This window comes from uncultured Brachyspira sp. (assembly GCF_944393015.1).
In the GTDB taxonomy this organism is placed as follows: Bacteria; Spirochaetota; Brachyspiria; order Brachyspirales; family Brachyspiraceae; genus Brachyspira.
Window position 1 is genome coordinate 1 of the sequence record NZ_CALXYQ010000043.1, and the last position, 23,231, is coordinate 23,231.

Consider the following 23,231-nt stretch of genomic DNA (forward strand, 5'->3'; position numbering starts at 1 on the left):
GACTGTAGACTGTAGACTGTAGACTGTAGACTGTAGACTGTAGACTGTAGACTGTAGACTGTAGACTGTAGACTGTCAACTTTTATGTTAGAAATATATAATAACATTATATAAATATATAATACAACTATAAAAATGTCAATTTATAATTTATTATAATATTAATTAAAGGTACAAATCTATGATTCTATTATCTTTATCATTAGGATATATAAATTTAAATTTGCAAATTATAAAATTAATGATATCATTAAAAAAATAGTTAAAGATACTCAGGAAAAAATGAAATGATAGAAATGAATATATGTTTTGCAGCAGATAATAATTATGCTCCATATATGGGTACTGCTATTGCATCAGTATTAAAAAATAGTTTAGAAGACGAAAAAATAACATTTCATTTAATAGACGGCGGAATAAGTAAAGAAAATAAAGATAAAATACTATCATTAAAAAATATAAAAGACTGCGATATAATATTCTATACACCAGACATAGAAAGATATAATGCTTGGTTTGAAAAAACCTTAGCTAAATTATATTTTTCTCCTGCTATGTTTTACAGACTATCAATAGCATCATTAATACCAGATGTTGATAAAATATTATATTTAGATTCTGACTTAATAGTAACAGAAAGCTTAAGAGAATTATTTTTAATGGATTTAGAAGATTATTATGCTTTTGTTGTGGAACATTTAGAAGAATTAGAAAAAGCTAAAAATAAAAAAAATAATAAATATTTCTGCTCTGGTTTTTTATTAATAAATAATAAATTATGGAAAGAAAATAATATAGAACAGCAATTTATAGATTATTATGAAAAAAATTATAAAACTTGTTTTGGAGATCAGGATATATTGAATGCTGTTCTTGAAGATAAAGTAAAATATATAGATGAAAAGTGGCTTTTTTTTGCTGATAAAAGATATCATTATGAATCACCCGATTTAAAAGATGCTATTATAGTTCATTATCTTGGATTTGAAAAACCTTGGATGAAAAACTGCCGAACATCACTATTAATAGATGAATATTGGAAATATTATCAATATACACCTTGGTTTAGAGATGAACCTATAACGGCATTTCAAACCATATTAAAACAGAAATTTTATGATTATGATGATGTGCGTTTAAAAGGAAACTGGATAAAACTTTTTGGAATATACAGCAGCGATAAAGTGCTTCAAATAGTAATATTTGGAATACAGATTAATATATCTATAGATTATATCAAAAGAAGAGATATAGGAAGACTTCTGCCTTTCAAAAAATGGCGTGATAGATTTAGGGAAAAATTTAAATAAATAATATTAAACAAGAGGACAATAATGAATAAAGCTATTTTACTTATAGTATTCAATAGATTTGATACTGCCAAAAAAGTATTTGAAGCTATAAGAGAAGTAAAACCGCCGCGTTTATACGTTGCTGCCGATGGGCCTAGAAAAAATAAAAGAGGCGAATATAAAAAATGTATAAAGGCGAGAGAAATAATCAAATATGTTGATTGGGAATGCGAAGTAAAAACTTTATTCAGAGATGAAAATTTAGGATGCGGAAAAGCAGTATCCGGTGCTATAGATTGGTTTTTTGAAAATGAAGAAGATGGTATCATACTCGAAGATGATTGTCTGCCTAATAAATCTTTCTTTTATTACTGCGAAGAATTATTGAATTATTATAAAGATAATGAAAAAATAATGCATATAGGTTCAAACCATATAGGAGAACCTTATTCTGAATATACATACAATTTTACTTCTATAGCAAGATGTTGGGGATGGGCTTCTTGGAGACGTGCTTGGAAACATTTTGATTTTACTTTAAAAAGATATGATTATAAAGATATAGAAAGAAAAATTGAAATGATATACAAAGATAAAAACATGCAGCATTATTGGAAATCAATAACTATATCTATGATGAATTTAGAAATAGATACTTGGGATTATCAATGGGTTATATCCATAATAGCTAATGAAGGATTTTGTATAGATCCTAATATTAATCTTGTTAGCAATATAGGGTTTACAAAAGAAGGAACTCATACTTTTGATTCTGACTGTCATGTTGCTAATTTACCTACATACCCTATAGAAAAAATAATACATCCTACTGAGATAAAAAGAAATATGGATATAGATGAAAAAATACTTCATGAATGGTTTGAGGTTAAATATTTAGAAGAATTAATACCTGAGGTGGCAAGACTAAATTATATAATAACTAAAATTATAGATAAAATAGCTTGGTATATACCTATTAGAAGCATTAGAAACAATTGGAGAGATAAGTTTAAAAAGAAAATGATGAGTATTAAATAATATTATATATACCGTCTAATATAAAATCTGATAATTCTATATTTTTATCTTTATTTTTAATATGATATGTTGGAACATTGCCTATAAAACTAGCCCAAGATGTAAAAGTAGAAGGCGGTCCTATCAAATAATCACACATACTCATTAAACTATGATCTTCATACCATTTGCATTTTGAAATAACATAATCATAATTTGGTTTTAAAGTAATTTCTTCATTTGAAAATAAAATAAACAATATTTTTTGATTTTTATATAAATTAACAAACTGCTCTATTATATCATTATATACATTATCCTCATAATAATATTGTCCTCCATTCCACTCTTTATAATCACCTCTCCTTATATGAATACCCACTTTTATATCATAATTTACAAATATATTTTTTATACTATTATATTCATCAGAATTAAGATTAATAGGAGTGTACTTCTTTACAAAATAATCTCTATACATATCAATATAATCATTACATCTAAAATACCAGCTTTTTACTAAAATAATAGATTTTTTATGTTTTAATATCTGCTTCTCATAAAATTCATAATTATTTTCATGCCATTTCTGATCATATACATACAATAATATTAAACTAAATTTTACTTTATTAATTTCCCATATTACATTTTCTACTATTTTTCTTTTTTTAGTTAAAAAATATGCAAGCAATTTATTCATATTAGTATAATTTACTTCTGTTTTAATACCATAAATATTTTCTATATCATAAAAATCAAGATTATAAAATGCTATATTATGATGTTTACAGTATGCTTCAAAATGCATATTTTGAATCAATCTATTACTATGATTGCCGTACCTCTCATACAAAACTACCACATAATTCTCCTAAATGTAGTTTTGTATAAAAGCTGCAACATATATACTCTTATATTTTTTTTAAATATAAGGTATAATAAAAATATATATAATATTACAATACTAGACTGTAGACTGTAGACTGTAGACTGTAGACTGTAGACTGTAGACTGTAGACTGTAGACTGTAGACTGTAGACTGTCTTTTACACTAGAAAAATATAAATATACTACCATTAATTTTATTTTATAGTATAATAAAAAAATGTCAATAAACTATTATTTTTTTATTAAGGAAATAAAATAAATGAAGAAATTAGCTATTCTTTTATGTTCTACTACAAATCAAATATTTGCTGTTGGAAATGTTTTGATAGGTTTAAAAAAGCATTTCTCCCTTCCAGAAGAAGAATACGATATTATATTATATGTAGATAAAGATATGAATATAAAAGATGAAAATGCATTAAAAAAGATATATAAAAATTTTATTATAAATAAATATGACAAAATCTTCGGTCATGAATATAATGAATCTAATGCTATAAAATATTTTACAAATATGGCTCATGCCAGATATGAGGTTTTTGATTTACTTAATGAATATGAGAAAATATTATATTTAGATACTGATGTATTAATACAAAAAGATATAGCAGAAATATTAGATATGAATGAATATGATATGTATGCTGCCTTTGAAAAAACACCTATAAAAAGTAATTTAGAAAATCAAAATTTTAATACTATATCTAATGAACAATTAAAATATGATATAGATAGAAGAGTTTTTAATTCTGGTGTTCTTCTTTTCAACAAAAAAATGATTAAGGATAAAAGTTCAATAAAAGAATGGTGTTATAATAAAGCTGAAGAATGGAAATCAGCAGATCAAGTAATATTAAATTTAATGGTTCAAGAATTTAATATCAATATTGGAGATTTTACAAACAAATATAATAGATATGTTTTTGATGATCTTGATGATGCTATTATAGTTCATTCTTGTGCTTGGAATTTAAAATTTTGGGATGGCATACATAATAAAGAGTGGGAAGAAAATAATAAAAAATGGCTATCTTTGGGCGGATCAAAATATAAAAATATTAAAAAACAAATTATAAATGCTATAGCATGGTGGATTCCAAATAGAAAACTGAGAGATAAATTCAGAAGTTATTTTTATCAAAAACATTATATTAGATAACATATTAGATTTTTAATATAAAACATTATCTCTATAGTATTTTATACTATATCCAAAGGAACTTTCTTATAAGGTTTTGGAAATTCTTTATTTATCATATCTATATCTTCATCAGTAAGTATAATATTTTGGCTTTTAATATTTTCAGCAAGATGTCTTCTGCTTGCACTCTTAGGTATAGGAATATATCCTGAAACCTTACTAATAAATGCTAATGCTATTTGAGAAGCAGATGCATTATGTTTTTTGGCTATTTCAAGAACTGTATTATTTCTAAAAATATTTCTTCCAAGTTCTCCTGCCCTTCCCAAAGGCGAATATGCCATCAAAGATATATTTCTCTCTTTCATATATGGTGCTAAATCAAATTCAACACCTCTAGAACCTAAATAGTATAATACCTGATTAAGTACGCATTTATCACCGTCTTTTAATGATTCAAGTTCTTTCATATCATCAACATCAAAATTGGAAACACCCCAATCTTTTATAAGCTCTTCCTTTTTGGCTTCTTCCATACATTCAACAGTTTCTCTTAAAGGCACTCTGCCTCTCCAATGAAGTAAATACATATCTAAATAATCTAATCCCAAACGCTTCAATGATGCTTTTAAACTATCAAATATTTTATCTCTTCCTGCATTATGAGGATATACTTTAGAAACTATAAAAAGTTCATCTCTATTTATATCAGCTGTTTTTAAAGCTTCTCCTACTATTCTTTCAGCTCCTCCATTTCCATACATTTCAGCTGTGTCTATTAATCTTATGCCATTATGTAAAGCAAATACTACAGATTTTATTTCTTTTTCTTTTTTATCTTCATTTTCGCCTAATCCCCAAGTTCCTATTCCAAAATTAGGGATTTTATTACCAGATTTTAATAATGTATAATTCATAAATAATCCTTAACTATCTTTGCTTATATATAAAGTTCTTGAAGGGAATGCAAAACCTACACCCAATTTATTAAATTCATCTATTATTTTATAATTAATATCTTCAACTATTTTAACAAATTCAGCATAATCAGGTATAGTTACATGATATATAACTTCAAAATTAAGAGAAGAATCAGCAAATTCTATAAATCTAGCACTGTAAAATTCTGTATTACTAGTGCTTTCTATAATCGTTTGTATAGTATTTGGTATAACTTTTAATTTTTCTAATGGTGTAGAATATTCAACTCCTATTACCATATATTGTCTTCTCTTTTCTAATATTCTATAGTTTTGTATCCTTGAAGCAAGCAAATTAGTATTTGATATTAAAAGCTGCTCACCGCTGTTTCTTCTTATACGAGTAGATTTTATTCCAATATATTCAACTACACCTTTATCAGCATCTATTTGTATATAATCACCTTTCAAAAATGGTTTGTCAAATACTATTACAAAATAATTAAATAAATCTGCAATTATACTTTGTGCTGCAAAAGCTACTGCTACACCACCTATACCAAGTCCAGCAATAAATGTATTAACATTAACACCTAAATTTGAAAGTATTGTTAAAAACCCGATAACCCATATTAAGGCTTTTAATATAGTGATAATACCATCAGATATTACAACATCTTTTTTCTTAGATAAATAATTATTAGTAAAGTTGGTGATTACATCGCATATAAACAATGTAGTAAATACTATTATAAATACAACAACTATTTTTCCAAAGTATCCGCTCTCTTCTTTTGGAAGTGTAAGCCCTATTCTTGCTATTGCTAATGAAGCTATAAATATAATAGGCTTTGTTCTTTTTTTTATACTTTTTATTAGATTTACAACAAAAGGATTTTGAAATTTTGTATTTAATTTTAACAAAATCTTTAAAAGAAACATCAATGCTAAATTCATAGCAATTATACTAATAATTAAAACTCCTACTGCTATTAAATATTGAAGTAATGAATTATTCCAAAATACTGTTTCTTTAAGATACTGCATATTTTCTCCAATTAGATAATTATTTTAGTGATATTAATTTTACTATATAATGTCAATTTTTCAAATACAATTTGACATAAAATAAATAGTATATTAGTATATAAAACAATAAAAAAATCATGGAGTCAAATAATGAAACAAATTCTTAGTATTTTTATCGTATGTATTTTATTTATTGCATGCGGAAATCAAAAAACTGATGCACCTGCTGATACATCTTCAGCAGAAAATGGAACATTAACAATAGATTTCCAAGCTATTATAGGCGATACAAATAATAGTGTAATAAGCAGCAATTCATATTTAAAAGTTACAGGTACTTATGGTGATATAGACGGAAAAATAGATGCAGCTACAGCTGCTTCTACTCCTTCAAGAACACCTGATCTATTAAATAAATACAGATCAACAGATAATAATGTATTAAATAATAGAATGGAAGTAAGTATGGGACAATTCTTACTATTCGGTACTGCTAATGCTTCAAGATATATAGATGATGGTATGTCTGGTTCTGGAATAGCTCAAAGAACTGCTGAAGGAAAAACAGGCCCTAAAGTTACAGGTACAGGAATAACAAAAGGTGCTGACGGAGTTATAACAATAAGATTCGTACATGCCGGCGGTAAAACAGTTGATCCTTATGTTTTTGAAATGAAATCAGATGCTAATGGTATTTTCAAAATAGGAGGCGGTACTGAAAACTTTAAAAGAAGCGAAGCTGTTGTTACAAATGATTTTGATTTCAATACTGATGCTGCTTCTTTGATAGTTGATAAAGCTAAAGAAGGTACTCCTTATTGGAAAGGTGATTTACAAGCTACTTTTGAAAATAATATAATAAAAATTACTGGTACTTTAACTGAAACAAAATAATATTTTAATATGATTGTAAAAAGAGCATGGTATTTTTACTATGCTCTTTATTTTTAAAATAATTTTAAGGAGAGTTAATAATGAATATAAGAAAAGTAAAAATAGAAATATATATACCGGAAGAATATACTCAAAAACTTAGAGAGGCTCTAAACGATATAGGAGCTTTAGGCATTGGAAATTATGATAATGTAATGTCTGTAACAAAAATCACAGGTTATTGGCGTCCTTTAGAAAATGCTAATCCTTTTGACGGAAAAGTTAATGAAATATCAGAAGCTCCTGAAGATAAGGTGGAATTTTCTACAGATGTAAAAAATATAGAAAACATTATAAAAGTAATGAAAGAAGTTCACCCTTATGAAGAGCCTGTTATAAATATAATTCCGCTTTTAAATGACAGATTCGATGTGAATTTAAATTATTAATTTTTTATTTATGAAGTTATAAAGAAAATATATCTTTTATAATATAAACAAAATCATTCTTTGGAAATTTATTTAAGTTTATTACATTTTCTATTGCATCAGCAAAATATAATTTGTTATCACTTGGCAAATATGATACGCTGAATATTTGTGCATTGCTGTTTAATAATTTTTCTTTTGTATATCCATATTCTGACATGTCTATAAGCCTGCTTGGTATATTATCACCATAGAAAAGAAAAACAGCATGATTATATAATTTAGCTTTTACTATTTTGTCTTTATCATTATCATCTTTTTTAAAAAGTTTTTGATTATCATCTACATACAAATCGAATATTTCATTAAGTTCATTTTTTATATTATTTAAAACAGCTTCCCCATCTTTATCAATATCAACTAAAAAGAAATAGTAAGCATGTATTATAATAGATTTTTTATTTTTTATAACTTCAGCATTAATAAAAACTCTTGATGAATTAATAGAATACATACTATATCCGAAATATCTAAGTCTATCTATTATATTTTCTTTACTTACTTTTTTATTTATATTATGCTCTAATATAGAATTATTTTTTATGAATAATAATTTTCTTTTATTGATATTAGAAGCATCGATATATAAAAAAACAAGAGTTATTATTTCAAGTATTATTAAAATTATAGTTATATATATTTGATTATTGTTATAGATTGAAAAGAAAATTAAGTTGGCAAACGCTATGGCTATTACACCATAAACGCTTGCCCTTAATAACTCTTTTTTGAAGGAGAACAGCTTATTATTGTTCATTATTACTAATTTATTTGATGAATTTATTATCTATAAGTAGTTACTTCTTGATAAGCTCTTACAGCTCTATCAATTACAGCCTTTGTAAAGCTAAGAGATAATTCAGCTTCAGCAATAGCGTTCATTACATCTGATACATCAACCTGATCAGGTCTTATACCAGCTTGAACTATTATATTATCTCTGTCAACCTGCTTCTGATTTACAGCATCAATGGCATCGCTTAGCATTGTACCGAAATTGCTTATTAAATCATTGCTTGAACTTCTTCTTAACTGCTGAGCAGGTCCATAATGTCTAGGATCAGTAGTTTTTAGTACGAATCCGTAATTATCTCCTGCATTACCTGTTCTTGTATTATTCATACTATAAGCATTCATTACACTATTAATATTCATAAAAATATCCTTAAAATATTATTGCTGTCGTAAAAAAATTAATATCTTATTATATTCAAAGCACTTCCAAACATAGTTTTAGCTGACTGAATCATAGTAGAATTAGCCTCATAAGCTCTTGAAGCCTCCATCATATCAACCATTTCTGTAACTGGGTTAACGTTAGGCATTTCTACATAACCAGCTTTTTCACCATACTTGATAGCATCAGGGTGAGAAGGATCATATACAAATCTAGTTGCAGTTTCCATATCCTTTTCTATACTGAATACTCTTACACCAGTACCAACATTAGGCTGTAAAGCATCTGGTAAAAATGGGCTTCTGTATTTATTGCCGTCATCTCTAGGCTTGAATATTACTCTGCTTCTTCTGAAAGCTCCGCCCTCTGTAGTTCTTGTTGTATTAACATTTGCTATATTATCAGCTATGACATCTAATCTAGTTCTTTGAGCAGTTAAACCGCTTCCTGATGTATTTATAATTGAAAATATTCCCATTTCTGTTACTCCTTTAAGAATTTAAATAATACTGATTAAGCATTACCTATCATTCTTCTGATTTCTCTATATTGAGCATTAACTATTTGCGTAAACATTTGATATCTTAAAGTGTTTTTAGCTTCTTCAGCCATTTCTTTATCTATATCAACATTGTTTTTATCATTTCTATAGCTAGTATCATAATCTACTGTAATATTAGGTGTAACTTGTTTATAATCCATAGGCATATGAAAAGGAAAATGTCTTGAATCAGTTCTTTTAGCTTCCATACCATTATAATTTTCACTGTCTAAAGCTCTAGCAAGCTGATATTCAAAAGTTACATCGCTTCTTTTGAAATTAGGTGTAGATACATTTGCTATATTATCGGCTATAACCTCAGCTCTAAGTCCATAAACATTTAAAAGCTTCTTGGCTACTGTCATAGTTTTAGCATAGGTTGTATCAGCAAACATACTCATAGTTATAACCTCTAAATTATAAAATTATACTTATGAATATTGTCGGTTTAATGAAAAAGTGCTTTAATATTTTTTTAGGATTATATTATGTAAATTATATTGCTATATACCTAAACAACTACATTTTGTCAATTTTTGATTATTTTTGAATGCAATTATAACTTATAAATAATATAAAATATTAACACATAGTAGTAAAATATATTTAAATGTAATATAAAACGACATATTTATACAATAATAAGTAATCAGCCGCACATATAGTTGGCTATCCATAATAATTTGCAGTACCGTGGGGAAAGCCTCTATGGCGAATAGTTGACAAACTTAAAAATTTTTAGTATATATTAATTTAACAATCAATATAGTAAAATACTATTTTATAAAATGTATTATAATTAGATTAAATTTTATATTTTTATTTGAAATACAAACTATTCATAACTTCTTTAGCAAATGATATTAAATGAATGCTCACTGTAACAGTTGCTGATATTGTGAGTATTATAGATTCTTCACCCTTGCCTACTACAGTTATAGCATTAAAGAAATCATTTTTATTTATCTTTGATATGAATATATACTCTGCAAATAGATCATTATATTCTTCTCTTTGTCTTATGGATATAGGTGTAATTATAGAGTAAAGCTCCCCTCTTCTGCTTCTAAATCCATCAAAAAGCTCTTTTATAGCAACTTCATCATATTTTTTATCGCTATAGCTTATGATTATTGATATTCTCTTGTCAGAACTTTCTATTTTTAATAAAGAGCCTTCTATAGAAGCATCGAAATTTTCAGGAACTAATAAATTAAATCTGTCAGGATTGGCCTGTATAGCTGTTAATCTTCCTGTATCAAATTTTGAATTATCTATTAAGTATTTTATATTGTTTATTCTGTTTATAATATTTGAATCATTTTTATTTATAGTTAATGCTCTGTCTAAAATATTCAAAGCATCATCATATTTATATAATGCTCTATAAGCTACAGACATATTAATCATAGATAAAACATCTTCATTATCTATTGATATAGCTTTTTTATATTTTTCTATAGCCTCATTATGTTTTCCTTCTATAGAAAGTAAAATTCCATACTGTCCATAAACACTTGAATCAGCATTTCCGAAAGATATAAGCTTTTCTATTACATTCTTTGCTTCTTCATATTCATAAGTGCTTATAAGTGCCTCTATCTTATTTTCAAGTAAATCTTTATCATCTTTTATAAAATTAAGAGCATTATCAATCAATTCTATTACAGATTTGAAATCATTTTCTTCATAATATATGTCAATTAAAACTAAGTATCCGTATTTGTATTTATTATCTTTTTTTATCAGTTCTAAAGCTAATTTTTTGGCATAAGAAATATTATTTATATCTATAAGATTATTAATTTTTTCTGCAATAATATCATTATTTTCTTTGATGATATCTTTAATATCTTCATCTATTGCTGCATTATCATAGACATTATTAATATTTTCAGTCATATTATCTCCAATTAACTATAGTAAAACCTTTATCTTTATTTTTTAAAGCATGCTCTTTTAATTTATTATCAGGATTAACGCATACTTTAGTGTCGGCAAAATTAAAAAGAGGTAAATCACTTATAGAATCGCTGTATGCTATATTTTTATCGCTATGATGAGGAAAAAAATGCTCAGTAAATAATCTGTATCTTTTAGCAGCACCATAACAATTCTTACCGTACATATATCCGGTATATTTTCCCCTAAAAGTCCATAACTCAGTACCCATACATCTATCAAAACCTAAATTTTCAGCTATATATTTGGCATAAATTTCAAAACTAGCGGTAACTAAAATCAATGTATATCCCTGATTTTTTAACTTCTTTATCTCTTCCAAAGCATCTTTATAATATAAAGAAGGTACTATATTATCAGCAAATTCTTTACCTATTTTATCTCCAAACTCTATATCTATATTTGTAAATATATGTGCTATTTGATATTTTATTTTTTGATTATCTATTATCTTTAAACAAAATAATAAGAAATAAGGTATCAAAGCTATATAATGCATTATACTTGAAGGATTCTTTTTTAAATAGAACATCATAAATGGAAATATGGAATCTTTATTTAATATAGTTTTATCCAAATCGAAATATGCAACTCTCATCATAAAATGTATTCTACTACAAAAAAATCATTTGTCAAAGGAATTTTCAGATTTTAACTTATAATTAATAAAAAAATTATGTAAACTAAAAAATCACTTGACTATAAATAAAAAATTTAATATTATATATTAGATTTAATATTAATTAATAATTGTTATAAATAATAGTTTATAAATATATATATAATTTTAGGAGATAATATGCTAAGAGAATTAGTAATATACGGAGATGAAAGATTACAAAAAGAATCAGAAAAAATAGAAAAAATAGATGATGAAATACTCACTTTAATAGACGATATGTTTGAAACGATGTATAAAGAGAGAGGTGTAGGACTTGCAGCGGTTCAAATTGGAGTATTAAAGAGGCTTATAGTTATATCTGTTCCTGATTTTGATGATGAAAAAAAACCGGATTTCAAATTGGCATTAATAAACCCAGAGATAATATGGCATAATGATGAAACCGAAAGTTTAGAAGAAGGATGCCTTTCATTCCCTGAAATAAGAGATGATGTTGCAAGATATACTCAAATTAAAGTAAAATATTTAGATAGAGACGGCAATGAACAGATTCTTGATGCTGAAAATTATATAGCAAAAGTGCTTCAGCATGAAATAGATCATACAAACGGAATATCATTTATAGATAGGTTAGAATCATTTCAGAAGAGAAGATTAAAAAGAGAATTAAAAGAACTTAGAAACAATACAGTTAGAGGCATAAAAAAAGCAAGCAACAGAGAAATGTTAAAAAATAGATGATTAATTATGATAAAAAATATAATATTCGATTTAGACGGAACTTTAGCTGATTCTATATTAGATATATATAATTGTGTAAATACTTCATTAAAACACTTTAATTTACAAGCCATATCCATTGAAGATACTCATAAATTTGTTGGAAACGGAGCCAAACTTCTTATAAAAAGAGCTGTTAATAAATATAGTAATAATGAAGAAATTGAGGAAAAAGTATATAAATTCTATATAAAATACTATGAAGAACATTGTGTAGACAACACTAAAGTTTATGACGGCGTTTATGAAACTTTAGATACACTATACAATCATAATATTAATATGTTTGTTATAAGCAATAAACCTAATAAAATGGCTATAAAAACAGTAGAAAAACTAAATATACAAAAATATTTCAAGGCTGTTATAGGTGATGGTGTTTATCCATACAGGAAACCAGATGTTAATATATGGCATAGCTTAAAAAAAGACTATCATTTAATAGAATATGAAACAATTATGATTGGGGATGGAATACCTGATTATGAATTTGCTTGTAATTCAAGTATAAAATGTTTGTTAGCTCTATATGGAATAACAGATAAAAACATTTTGTTAGAATTAAAAAACAATTATTATTTAAATTCATTCAATGAGATTGCCGATTATATAATTAAGAAAAAATTTTAATTAAAAAAAAATTATATACTTGACAATACTATAAAATATTTGTATATTAGAATGAATTATTTATTAGTAATAAAATAAGTATTAATTTAACAGTAACAATATGAAAAATAACAAATTTAAGTACACCAAAATCCGAAATAATGATAATATTCTTTCTTATATAGAAGATATATTATTCAAAATCAAGTCAAAATTAAGTAAAAGCAATGGTATTCAAAGAATAAGAACAACTTATGTTCATTCTACAAGATATACAAGTAATGATAAAAAAAATAATATTTTCTTATCGATAATCAAAAAATTCGCATTAGCTGTAGTATCATTATCATTATTTATGATTTTAGCTAATTTTTTAATAATAAATATGCGTCATACATCTAATGCAGCTATTTTACCTGAAGATAAAATGCCTGCTAATACTGCATATTCAAAAATATTAGATGAAATATCTCCTGAACAGGTAAGCTATAATGCTTCAAGCATATCTGAAGTACCTACTGTAACATCAGCAGTAACATTAGAAAATGCCACAGATATATTCTATAATTCTATAACTTCTGACAATACTTTAGTTGGAGATGGCACTATAGGAATGAAATATGATGAATATATCATAGAAGAAGGAGATAACCTTACTACAATATCAAGAAAAATAGGTGCTAATTTAGATACTTTAGTAAGCGTAAATAAAATCACCAATGCTAATAGATTAAGACCGGGACAAAAAATTGTTGTACCTAATAGAAACGGATTATTATATACAATAAAAAAAGATGAGTCTATAGAAGAAATTGCTGAAAGATACGATGTTTCATTAAACAGAGTCCTTGCATTTAATAAAATAAGTGATCCTAGCAATATTGAAGTTGGAGATGATATATTTTTACCAGGTGCTAAATATACTTTAGATGAAAGAATCGATAAATTCGGACAGATGTTCAGTATTCCTACAACTATAACTAGAATAAGCAGTGTATTTGGATATAGAGTTCACCCTATCACAGGTGTTAGAACTAAACATATGGGTGTCGATATACCTGGAAGACTTAATACTCCTGTATATGCTGCTAGAAAAGGAAAAGTAATATTTGCAGGATACAGCGGCGGTTATGGTAATTTAGTAATAGTTCGTCATGATAAAGGATATACAACATATTACGGACACCTTAATTCAATAACTACAAAAGCTGGGGCTACTGTAGGCGTTGGTGTTATGATAGGAAGAATGGGAAGCACAGGAAGATCTACAGGAAGCCATTTACATTTTGAAGTTAGAAGAAACGGTGTGGCATTAAATCCTGCTGATTTTATACCTATAAAGAAATATTTAAGAGGAAGAAGATAATAAATAATTAATATAAATAAAGGGATTCTTAGAATAAGAGTCCCTTATTTTTATATTTCATTAATATTAGTATTTGCAATATATTTTGATTTTTGTATAATGTTTCAATTATGAATGATGTTATTAAAGTTATTAATATTCTAAATGATATACCCGAACCATTTTCTGTAGACGGAATAATAAAAACCTTTGAGGCAAGTTCCAAAGATTTTATAAAAAGTTTTGCCGTTTACTTCTACAAAGAAGAGATCGGAGAAGCAAGATTGTGGTATACATCAAAAAATAAATTGGTTATTAATGACAAAACTAATAATAAAGAATATACATTATTCGCTAGAGGCAATAAATTCGGATATATAATAATTAATACTGACAAAAATGAAGATAAGATACAAATACTTATCAATTATTTATCAATAATATTATATAGCGAAAAACTTTCATTTTTGGCAAATAGAGATAAGCTCACAGGTTTATACAATCGCGGATATATAATAAAATATCTTCAGGAAAAAGAAATTACTAATGAAATATATTCTATAGTGATAGTCGATTTAGATAAATTCAAGCATTACAATGATACTTATGGACATAATATAGGAGATCATGTATTAAAATTAGTTTCAAAAGTAATGAAAGATTCTTTAAAAAAATTAATACATAAATCTGTATTAGCAAGATATGGAGGAGAAGAATTCATCATAGTATTTGATATAGATAATAAAAAAGAGCTTCTAAATGCTATGGAAGAAATAAGAACTTCAATAATAGAAACAGATTTATCTACAGAAGAATATTCTCTAAAAGCAACAGCATCTTTAGGCGGTGCTATAAAAGAGGAAAATACTAGTTTAAGAACTTTTATTAACAAAGCAGATCAATCCTTATATAATGCTAAAGAAACCGGAAGAAACAAGTCTGTTATATTAGATTTTTAATTCAATTTTTTTATAATTATTAGGAATATAAGAATAATAGTCACTTTTATTTAGCTTTAGTATGTTAAAGCTAAATAAAAGTGGGAGATTATTTATGAAAAATACTATATAATATAACCATTCACACAAACTATGGTAAAAAATAAATATAAAAAATTAAAGATCTCTGACTAATACAATATCTTTATCTTTAATAACAGTATTTCCTTTAGGTATAACAGTAGATTCTCCCCTTTTTATCATAACAACTAAATTATTCTGAGGTAAATTTAAATCTTTTAATTCCTTATCCTTCCAAGGATGACGCTTATTAATATGTATCTCTCTAAGACTAATATCATAATATTTAGTCTTTTTAGCATTAAGTATTACAATATCACCTGACTCTATTACAGTTTTACCATTTGGAATTATAGTACTATCCCCTCTTTCTATAGTAACTATAATTGATTCTTCAGGAAGCTCTATTTCCATAATAGGCCTGCCAACCCAATGATGCGTAGGCGGTATTTTAATTTGTATAAGCTCCATATCTGAATCATCTACAAAGTCATTAAAAGTTTTAAGTACATTTTCATCAGAGTCTACCAAATCCAGCTTTTTTGCTATAATAGGAAGGAATGTTCCTTGAAGCAATACAGATATTATAGATAAGAAAAACACCACATGGAATATGTCATAACTTATAGGATTATTATTAACTATTACAAATATAGCAAATACAATAGAAGCTGCCCCCCTAAGTCCTGCTGCCATAACAAAAAGCTGTTTTTTTAATGATATTTTAAATGGAGTTAATATAGCTAACACAGCTATAGGTCTAGCTATCAATGTTACAAATAATGACACATAAATAGAAGTAGGAGCAACATTTAATATTCTTGAAGGAAAAGACAAAAGCCCAAGCATAAAAAACAGAACCATCTGCATAAGTCCTGTAACTCCGTCAAAGAAATGAACCAATGTAACTTTATTTTTAATCTTTGTATTTCCTAAAACTATACCAACTACATAAACAGTTAAATATCCGTTTCCTCCTAAATAAGAAGAAAGAGAATATGAGAGCAATGCTACAGCAAGTACAAATATAGTATCAAGTCCATTAACAGGAAATTTAAACCTTTTAAGCATATTATAAGCCATAAAAGATACAGCCGCCGCAACTGCCAAAGCAAATACTATTTGAGCGAATACCATATATGCAATAGATAGAGGAGATGTCAAAGTTTTTCCTATAAGCCCCAAAAATATGACAGTAAGCATATAAGACATAGGGTCGTTACTTCCACTTTCAAGCTCAAGCAATGAAGCAAGTCCGTCTTTAAGGTTTAAACTCCTAGAACGAAGTATAGAAAACACAGATGCAGCATCTGTTGATCCTACCACAGAACCTATTAAAAAACTTTCAAAAAAGTTTAATTTTAGCACATAATGACATAATAAACCTGTAATCATAGATGTTATAAAAGTACCTACAAATGAAAGGAGAAATGCCTGATTTGCCACAGGTTTTGCAACTTTCCAATTAGTACCAAAACCGCCGTAAAACATGATGAATATCAATGTTATAGTGGCTAGTTCCTCAGCAATTTTATAATCATCAAACTCTATTTTTAAAATGCCGTCTGTACCAAAAGCCATTCCCAAAACTAAGAAAAGTAAAAGAGATGGGACTCCTACCTTTACCGAAATTTTACTTACTATTATACATAGTATAATTATTATAGAAGATAACAATATAGTTGAATTCATAAAAACCTATTATCAAAGAAATATTTGCTATAAATATATATGGTTTTTAAAAAAAATACAAATATTATTTTTCAATTAATACTAAAAGTTTGAGATTATTATATATATTTTACTAATAATATTATAATTTATTTTTATTAATTATCATTTAAGATTAACTAAATAAATGAGTATTGCAGTATATAAAAATGTTAAGTCTTAAAATAATAATTACATTTACTTTTATAGGATAATTTTAATTAACTCTTTATAATATATTTGATAAAAATTATATGCATTATATGTATACAATTTTTTATTGTTAAAAATATTTTGTAATTGAAATTTTGATAATTTTAATTTATGATACATAAAAATACTTATGGACGGTTTACTATGAAAAAACTTATTCCTATAATTACAGCATTTATTTTAATGATTGTTATAATTTCATGCGGAGGCGGTGGCAGTAAAGAAGCAAATCAAACATCACAAAATACTAATGAACAAAAAACTGCTTCATCTGATAATCAAAAAACAGAAACTAAAAAAGAATTCTTTGATATGAAATATGTTTATAAAGGTGTTAGAGTAGATAAAGCTAAATTTGATGAAGAGCTTAAAAATTTAAGAGAAAATAATGAATATGCAAAAAGGAATTTTGATTTTCTTAATAGGAAATTTGCAAATGATGATGAAAGAAAAAAATATTCTATAGAGTTTATATCAAATGTTAATTATGATCCATTTAGTGAAACATTCAGCACTTGGGATAAATATAATGAAGATTTGACAGATTATTATGCTGATGAACATTTATATGTTGATCAGAATTTAGCATTAAAAAAGGCAAGAGAAGAATTATTAAAATTAAATAAAAAAGATGCTGATGTTTATTTAGCTTTGTTCTTATCTCATTTTGCTTGCGATTCGCTTTATTATTTTGAAGAAGAAAAAAAGTATTTAACAGAATGGAAAAAAGCAGGCGGAACTAATATATCTATGATGATAGCAAAGTATGATGATGATAATGCTTACAGCAATAAAATGAAATTAGTTGATTATATAATAGAAGCTCCTGATTCTTTAAGAGCAGAAAAATTAGTTGCTGATGCTTATAACAATGGTTTCTCTAGATATATTGCAAAAAATAATGGATATATAGATTTATTTAATGAAAATAATTATTCTTTAAGTTCAATTGAATTGGAAGGTACAGCTAAAGTAGCTGCAGTAAATATAGTACCAGAAATACTTAATACGAATATAATAAATAAATATTTAAAAACATATGTTACAAATAGACTCAGCGATGATAAATTATATTTTGATGATGCGGAGTATTTTAGAAATTATTATGATCATAATAATGAAGATGCTTATGACGGATGGAATGGACTTAGTTTTCTTGAGTTTAAGAAAAATACATTTTTAATTGAATCAAGAGTAAATATGCATTATTATAATCCTGAGTTTATGAATGATCATATATATGCTTCATTTGAAGAGATAAAAACTTACAATTTCAGACTTGGAGATATAGATGAAGTAGAATCTGCTGAAATTAATTCAATTTCTACAAATGATTTGAAAAATTATACTAAAGGCTCCAAATTTATAAGTTTCGGTAAATTTTATGAAGAAAAATATTTGGAGTATATAGATGAAACAATGGGTTGGTGTGTATATCCATCTTTCTTTTTATGCGACATCAATAATGACGGTAAAGAAGAATTAATGCTTTCGGGGGATTATGATTATGGTGGAGGAAGAGGCGGTACAGTTAATTTTACTTTACTTTTGAAAGAGAATTTGGAAATAGATTTTGATTCAGAAATAGGACAGCTTATTAATAATCAAGATTTTCAGGATTTAAATAAAAGTCAAAAAATATATACTGAAGACGGTAAAAATAAAATGTTTTTGTTAAATGAAGCTTCTACTGAGGCTTTGGATATATTTATTGATAACAATGAAATAAAGAATGCAGATTATTTTAATTATATTACATATAGTTATCAGCCTAAATTGGAATGGAAAGGAAGTATACTTGACGGAGTACCTGAAGGAGCTTTAAAAACTGATGCCAGCTTTGATATGTCTAAAGCAGAAAATGCATCAGATAAAGCAATAGTATCAGACAGAACTTTGAGAATGGCTGATAAACTTATAAGCGATGCATATTTTGCTAAAAAAGAAACTTTGGATAAACAAGGTCAGGAAGAGTTATTAGAACAAAGAAGAGCAGAAATCAAAACTATTCAGGAAGCAAAAGGCGATATTAAAGCAATAGAAGCTGAAATGCTTAAGATTTTGAACATACAATAATTTTTAATCGTTTCAATAAAAAGTGCATGCATTATATATGTATGCACTTTTTTTATTCTTAAAATATTTTATAATTGAAATTTTAATTATTTTAATTTATTATAAAAAATAATTACATATAAAAAAGAGGGTAAAAAAATGAAAGCAGTTCTTTCTATTATTTCTATTTTTGTTTTAATAGTTTCGATAATTTCATGCGGCGGAAACAAAGAAACAGAGCAAACAGAAAATACTCAAACTAATCAAACAGAAACTAATAAAGTATATATTAATCCTACAACTACAAATGAAAATCATAATACAGATATTGATATTAACATTGATACAACTAAATATACTAATGAATATATTCAAGGTACAGAAATGGATCCTATACCTACAGGATATAAAAAAATAGATGAAATACTTAATGAACATAAATATAAAGCACCAATATACGAAATATCAAAATTATTGGCAGAGGAAGGACTAGAAGGAAAAATCACTGAAATGACAAATTTTGGTGATAAATATATATATCAAGATTCTACTCCTTTGTTTTTGGCAGTACAATTCGGATACAATGATTTAGCAAAAGAGCTTATAAAAGAAGGTGCTGATGTTAATGCCAGAGCAAGCGGTATGGAAACAGAAACAGAAGGCGGTCTTGATATGCTTTACTATGCTGTTAGAAATAATAATCCTGAAATGACTAAAATCTTAATTGATAAAGGACTTGATAAAAATAGAGATTATGGTTATGAATATTCTACTTATTTGACAGATATTGCTATCGGCAACAACAATCTTGATATACTTAAACTTCTTGTAAAAAGAGGAGATTCAAAAGAAACTTTAATTCCTGATGCAGTAAGAGAAAATAATATAGAAATGGTTAAATATTTATTATCTATAGGACAAGATATAGATGCACAAAGATTTTTTGACGGTTTTTGGGTTGATTCTCCTTTGAAAGTAGCTGCTGAAAACGGCTATGTAGAAATGGCTAAATTTTTAATTAATGAAGGAGCAAATTTAAACTCAGCTGATGATTATATGCTTTATGCATATAATAATTATGATATAACTAAATTATTAGTAGATAATGATGTTTTTAATCTTAATACTAATACCACTAGAGAAGAAGCCATAGAATTAGTAAAAGATGGAAAATATTATGAAATAGAAAAATTATTATTAAGTGAAGATTCAAATAATATAGATGGATATGATGAATTGATGAATGCTATATCAAAAGGCGATATGAAAGCATTAGAAAAACTTGTAAAAGATGATACTGATTTGAATAAACAATATGATAAAATTACGCCTCTTGGTTTAGCTGCTGCTAGAAATGATAAAGAGATGGTTAAATTTCTAGTAGAGAAAGGTGCTGATATAAATTTAGAAGATGGATACGGATATACTCCTTTAATAATAGCAATGAAGTATCGTAATATTGGTTTAGCTAAAGATATTATTGATTTGAAGCCTGATTTAAATGCTATATGTTCAGCAACAGGAGATACTCCTTTAACATATTTAGCACGTGAAGTTTGGTTTGGAACAGATCTTTGTTACTATATGATAAAAAACGGTGCTGATGTAAATAAAAAAAATGATAACGGAGATACTCCATTAATAGTTGCCGTACAAAATGTTGTTGGAAGTTATGGTATGTTAGGAGTTATTATAAATATGGGTGCCGATTATAACATTAAAAACAAAGAAGGAAAAACAGCTATGGATATTGTTATGGAAGAAGATGACAAAGCAGCACTTCATCATTTAAATAATCCTGACAATTTAGAAACTTATCTTAGTTACTAATAAATATAAAAGTTTCAATAAAAAGTGCATGCATTATATGTATGCACTTTTTTATTGATAAAAATATACAAATTTTATAAACTTTACTTTTATAATTATTTTTTGTATAATAATATTATGAAAGATTTGGATAAATTAAAACAAATATTAAATGAACCAGTTACCATTGAGAATTTAAATAGAATTAATGATTATTTTGTACGCTATTTGTTTTCGCATGCAGGCAATGAAAATATAGCTTTAAATTTTATTAATGCAGTATTTAAAGATTTAGACTTTGAAACTTTTAAAAAAATAGAAATATTAAATCCTTTCAATATTGCAGAAAATTATGATGAAAAAGAAAGCATTGTTGATATAAAAGCTACTACAGAAACAGGAATAACAGTTTTAATAGAAATACAATCCAGAGGCAATGAAGATTTTATAAAAAGAGCTTTATATTATTGGGCTTATAATTATAGTTCTAGTTTAAATAGAGGTTCTTTTTATGATGAATTAAGACCTGCCGTAAGTATTAATATTACTAATTTTATGTTAACTGATGAAGATAAAGTACATAGCTGTTATATTTTAAAAGAATTAAATAATAATAAAATTCTTACAGATCATTGTCAATTACATTTTGTTGAACTTCCTAAATTCAATTTTAACGATATTAATAAAATAGAAAATTTAAATAATATACATAAAGAATTCATTTCTTGGGTTAAATTTTTTAAGGGGGAAAATATGTCTATTTTAATGAAAGAAAATACTATATTTGAAGAAGTAGAGAAGAAATGCCGTACTTTTGTTAATGATAGTCCTGTAATGGATAAGTATAAAAAACGAGAAGTAGATACATATTTCTTTAATAAAAGTATGGAGATAGATATAAAGAAAGCTAAAGAAGAAGGCATTAAAGAAGGCATTAAAGAAGGTATTAAAGAAAATCAAATATTAACAGCTAAAAATATGAAAAAAGAAAATATAGACATTAATATTATAAGTAAAATAACAGGATTGAGTATACAAGAAATAGAAAATTTATAATAAATATAAAAGTTTCAATAAAAAGTGCATGCATTATATATGTATGCACTTTTTTTATTATAGCAATATGCCATAATTGAAATTTTAATTATTCTAATTTATAATGCGAAAACTATAATACATACAGAGGGTTTATTATGAAAAATTTTATTTCTATAATTGCAGCATTTATTTTAATTACTGCTGTAATTTCATGCGGCGGAAACAAAGAAACAAATCAATCAGAACAAAATACTCAAACTAATCAAAAATCACAAAACAACAATACTCAAAATATTCAAACCAATACATCACAAACAAATAATCAAAAAGAATTCTTTGATATGAAATATGTTTATAAAGGTGTTAGAGCAGATAAAACAAAATTTGATGAGAAGCTTAAAAAATTAAGAGAAAATAATGAATATGCAAAAAGGAATTTTGATTTTCTTAATAGGAAATTTGCAAATGATGATGAAAGAAAAAAATATTCTATAGAGTTTATATCAAATGTTAATTATGCCACATTAAATCTGGAATTCTTAATAAGCTGGGGTAATTGGGGTATATATAGTAAAGTTGAAGATTATTATGCTGTTGGATATTTATATGTTGATCAAAATTTAGCATTAAAAAAAGCAAGAGAAGAATTATTAAAATTAAATAAAAAAGATGCTGATGTTTATTTAGCTTTATTCTTATC

At 26.0% G+C, this 23,231-nt stretch carries 22 protein-coding genes and 1 pseudogene; 13 read left to right on the top strand and 10 right to left on the bottom strand.

Going from position 1 to position 23,231, the window contains the following annotated elements; genetic code table 11:
- Nucleotides 1–287 precede the first annotated feature (287 nt).
- Together Q0K19_RS11965 and Q0K19_RS11970 are read left to right on the top strand one after the other, a co-directional pair.
- Nucleotides 288–1,310 carry a glycosyltransferase family 8 protein gene (locus Q0K19_RS11965; RefSeq protein WP_297248242.1) on the top strand — a complete coding sequence of 341 codons (1,023 nt, stop codon included), beginning with the start codon at nucleotides 288–290 and terminating at the stop codon, nucleotides 1,308–1,310.
- 24 nt (nucleotides 1,311–1,334) lie between these two features.
- Nucleotides 1,335–2,330: a glyocosyltransferase gene (locus Q0K19_RS11970; RefSeq protein ID WP_297248244.1), complete on the top strand. Its 996-nt coding sequence runs from the start codon at nucleotides 1,335–1,337 to the stop codon at nucleotides 2,328–2,330.
- Here Q0K19_RS11970 and Q0K19_RS11975 read toward each other — a convergent pair.
- Nucleotides 2,323–3,174 carry an alpha-1,2-fucosyltransferase gene (locus Q0K19_RS11975; RefSeq protein WP_297248246.1) on the bottom strand — a complete coding sequence of 284 codons (852 nt, stop codon included), beginning with the start codon at nucleotides 3,172–3,174 and terminating at the stop codon, nucleotides 2,323–2,325. The two genes, Q0K19_RS11970 and Q0K19_RS11975, sit on opposite strands and share 8 nt — an antisense overlap.
- A 285-nt stretch (nucleotides 3,175–3,459) precedes the next feature.
- Between Q0K19_RS11975 and Q0K19_RS11980 the strand changes: the two genes are divergently transcribed.
- A complete protein-coding gene (locus tag Q0K19_RS11980; protein ID WP_297248248.1) occupies nucleotides 3,460–4,359 on the top strand; it encodes a glycosyltransferase in 900 nt (299 codons plus the stop codon).
- A 41-nt stretch (nucleotides 4,360–4,400) separates the two neighbouring features.
- On the opposite strand, the gene Q0K19_RS11985 is transcribed toward Q0K19_RS11980, so the two are convergent.
- Both Q0K19_RS11985 and Q0K19_RS11990 read right to left on the bottom strand, forming a co-directional pair.
- Nucleotides 4,401–5,258 carry an aldo/keto reductase gene (locus tag Q0K19_RS11985; RefSeq protein WP_297248250.1) on the bottom strand — a complete coding sequence of 286 codons (858 nt, stop codon included), beginning with the start codon at nucleotides 5,256–5,258 and terminating at the stop codon, nucleotides 4,401–4,403.
- 9 nt (nucleotides 5,259–5,267) lie between these two features.
- Nucleotides 5,268–6,308: a mechanosensitive ion channel family protein gene (locus Q0K19_RS11990; protein WP_297248252.1), complete on the bottom strand. Its 1,041-nt coding sequence runs from the start codon at nucleotides 6,306–6,308 to the stop codon at nucleotides 5,268–5,270.
- Nucleotides 6,309–6,440: 132 nt separating this feature from the next.
- Here Q0K19_RS11990 and Q0K19_RS11995 point away from each other — a divergent pair, with 132 nt between their 5' ends.
- Nucleotides 6,441–7,184 (top strand): hypothetical protein, encoded by a 744-nt coding sequence (locus Q0K19_RS11995; protein WP_297248254.1) that lies wholly within the window; start codon nucleotides 6,441–6,443, stop codon nucleotides 7,182–7,184.
- Between the two features lie 80 nt (nucleotides 7,185–7,264).
- Nucleotides 7,265–7,612: a cytochrome C biogenesis protein gene (locus tag Q0K19_RS12000; protein ID WP_297248256.1), complete on the top strand. Its 348-nt coding sequence runs from the start codon at nucleotides 7,265–7,267 to the stop codon at nucleotides 7,610–7,612.
- A gap of 16 nt (nucleotides 7,613–7,628) precedes the next feature.
- Here the strand turns inward: Q0K19_RS12000 and Q0K19_RS12005 are convergent, their stop codons facing one another.
- The 6 genes from Q0K19_RS12005 to Q0K19_RS12030 form a co-directional block, all read right to left on the bottom strand.
- Nucleotides 7,629–8,408, bottom strand: coding sequence for a hypothetical protein (locus tag Q0K19_RS12005; protein WP_297248258.1), 780 nt, complete (start codon nucleotides 8,406–8,408; stop codon nucleotides 7,629–7,631).
- Nucleotides 8,409–8,434: 26 nt separating this feature from the next.
- Nucleotides 8,435–8,806, bottom strand: coding sequence for a flagellar hook-basal body complex protein FliE (fliE, locus tag Q0K19_RS12010; protein WP_297248260.1), 372 nt, complete (start codon nucleotides 8,804–8,806; stop codon nucleotides 8,435–8,437).
- A 38-nt stretch (nucleotides 8,807–8,844) separates the two neighbouring features.
- On the bottom strand, nucleotides 8,845–9,306 hold the full coding sequence (flgC, locus tag Q0K19_RS12015) for a flagellar basal body rod protein FlgC (RefSeq protein ID WP_012670385.1): 462 nt from the start codon (nucleotides 9,304–9,306) through the stop codon (nucleotides 8,845–8,847).
- Nucleotides 9,307–9,341: 35 nt separating this feature from the next.
- A complete protein-coding gene (gene flgB / locus Q0K19_RS12020) occupies nucleotides 9,342–9,770 on the bottom strand; it encodes a flagellar basal body rod protein FlgB (protein ID WP_297248262.1) in 429 nt (142 codons plus the stop codon).
- 418 nt (nucleotides 9,771–10,188) lie between these two features.
- Nucleotides 10,189–11,271, bottom strand: coding sequence for a lipopolysaccharide assembly protein LapB (locus tag Q0K19_RS12025; protein ID WP_297248264.1), 1,083 nt, complete (start codon nucleotides 11,269–11,271; stop codon nucleotides 10,189–10,191).
- Between the two features lies 1 nt (nucleotide 11,272).
- Nucleotides 11,273–11,932 carry an HAD family phosphatase gene (locus Q0K19_RS12030; RefSeq protein ID WP_297248266.1) on the bottom strand — a complete coding sequence of 220 codons (660 nt, stop codon included), beginning with the start codon at nucleotides 11,930–11,932 and terminating at the stop codon, nucleotides 11,273–11,275.
- Between the two features lie 198 nt (nucleotides 11,933–12,130).
- On the opposite strand from Q0K19_RS12030, the gene def reads away from it, so the two are divergent.
- The 4 genes from def (at nucleotide 12,131) to Q0K19_RS12050 (ending at nucleotide 15,646) form a co-directional block, all read left to right on the top strand.
- Nucleotides 12,131–12,694 (top strand): peptide deformylase, encoded by a 564-nt coding sequence (gene def / locus Q0K19_RS12035; RefSeq protein WP_297248268.1) that lies wholly within the window; start codon nucleotides 12,131–12,133, stop codon nucleotides 12,692–12,694.
- A 6-nt stretch (nucleotides 12,695–12,700) separates the two neighbouring features.
- Nucleotides 12,701–13,363, top strand: coding sequence for an HAD family hydrolase (locus Q0K19_RS12040; RefSeq protein ID WP_297248270.1), 663 nt, complete (start codon nucleotides 12,701–12,703; stop codon nucleotides 13,361–13,363).
- A 100-nt stretch (nucleotides 13,364–13,463) separates the two neighbouring features.
- Nucleotides 13,464–14,708, top strand: a complete 1,245-nt coding sequence (locus Q0K19_RS12045; protein WP_297248272.1) for a M23 family metallopeptidase — start codon at nucleotides 13,464–13,466, stop codon at nucleotides 14,706–14,708.
- A 110-nt stretch (nucleotides 14,709–14,818) separates the two neighbouring features.
- Complete coding sequence (locus Q0K19_RS12050) at nucleotides 14,819–15,646, top strand: GGDEF domain-containing protein (protein WP_297248274.1); 828 nt, start codon at nucleotides 14,819–14,821, stop codon at nucleotides 15,644–15,646.
- A 156-nt stretch (nucleotides 15,647–15,802) separates the two neighbouring features.
- Here the strand turns inward: Q0K19_RS12050 and Q0K19_RS12055 are convergent, their stop codons facing one another.
- Nucleotides 15,803–17,398: a potassium/proton antiporter gene (locus Q0K19_RS12055; RefSeq protein ID WP_297248276.1), complete on the bottom strand. Its 1,596-nt coding sequence runs from the start codon at nucleotides 17,396–17,398 to the stop codon at nucleotides 15,803–15,805.
- Nucleotides 17,399–17,773: 375 nt separating this feature from the next.
- Here Q0K19_RS12055 and Q0K19_RS12060 point away from each other — a divergent pair, with 375 nt between their 5' ends.
- The 4 genes and pseudogenes from Q0K19_RS12060 to Q0K19_RS12075 form a co-directional block, all read left to right on the top strand.
- A complete protein-coding gene (locus Q0K19_RS12060; protein ID WP_297248278.1) occupies nucleotides 17,774–19,705 on the top strand; it encodes a hypothetical protein in 1,932 nt (643 codons plus the stop codon).
- A gap of 138 nt (nucleotides 19,706–19,843) precedes the next feature.
- A complete protein-coding gene (locus Q0K19_RS12065) occupies nucleotides 19,844–21,514 on the top strand; it encodes an ankyrin repeat domain-containing protein (protein ID WP_297248280.1) in 1,671 nt (556 codons plus the stop codon).
- A gap of 117 nt (nucleotides 21,515–21,631) precedes the next feature.
- Nucleotides 21,632–22,549 (top strand): Rpn family recombination-promoting nuclease/putative transposase, encoded by a 918-nt coding sequence (locus Q0K19_RS12070; RefSeq protein ID WP_297248282.1) that lies wholly within the window; start codon nucleotides 21,632–21,634, stop codon nucleotides 22,547–22,549.
- Nucleotides 22,550–22,686: 137 nt separating this feature from the next.
- A pseudogene (locus Q0K19_RS12075) lies at nucleotides 22,687–23,231 on the top strand (hypothetical protein); the annotation flags it as partial.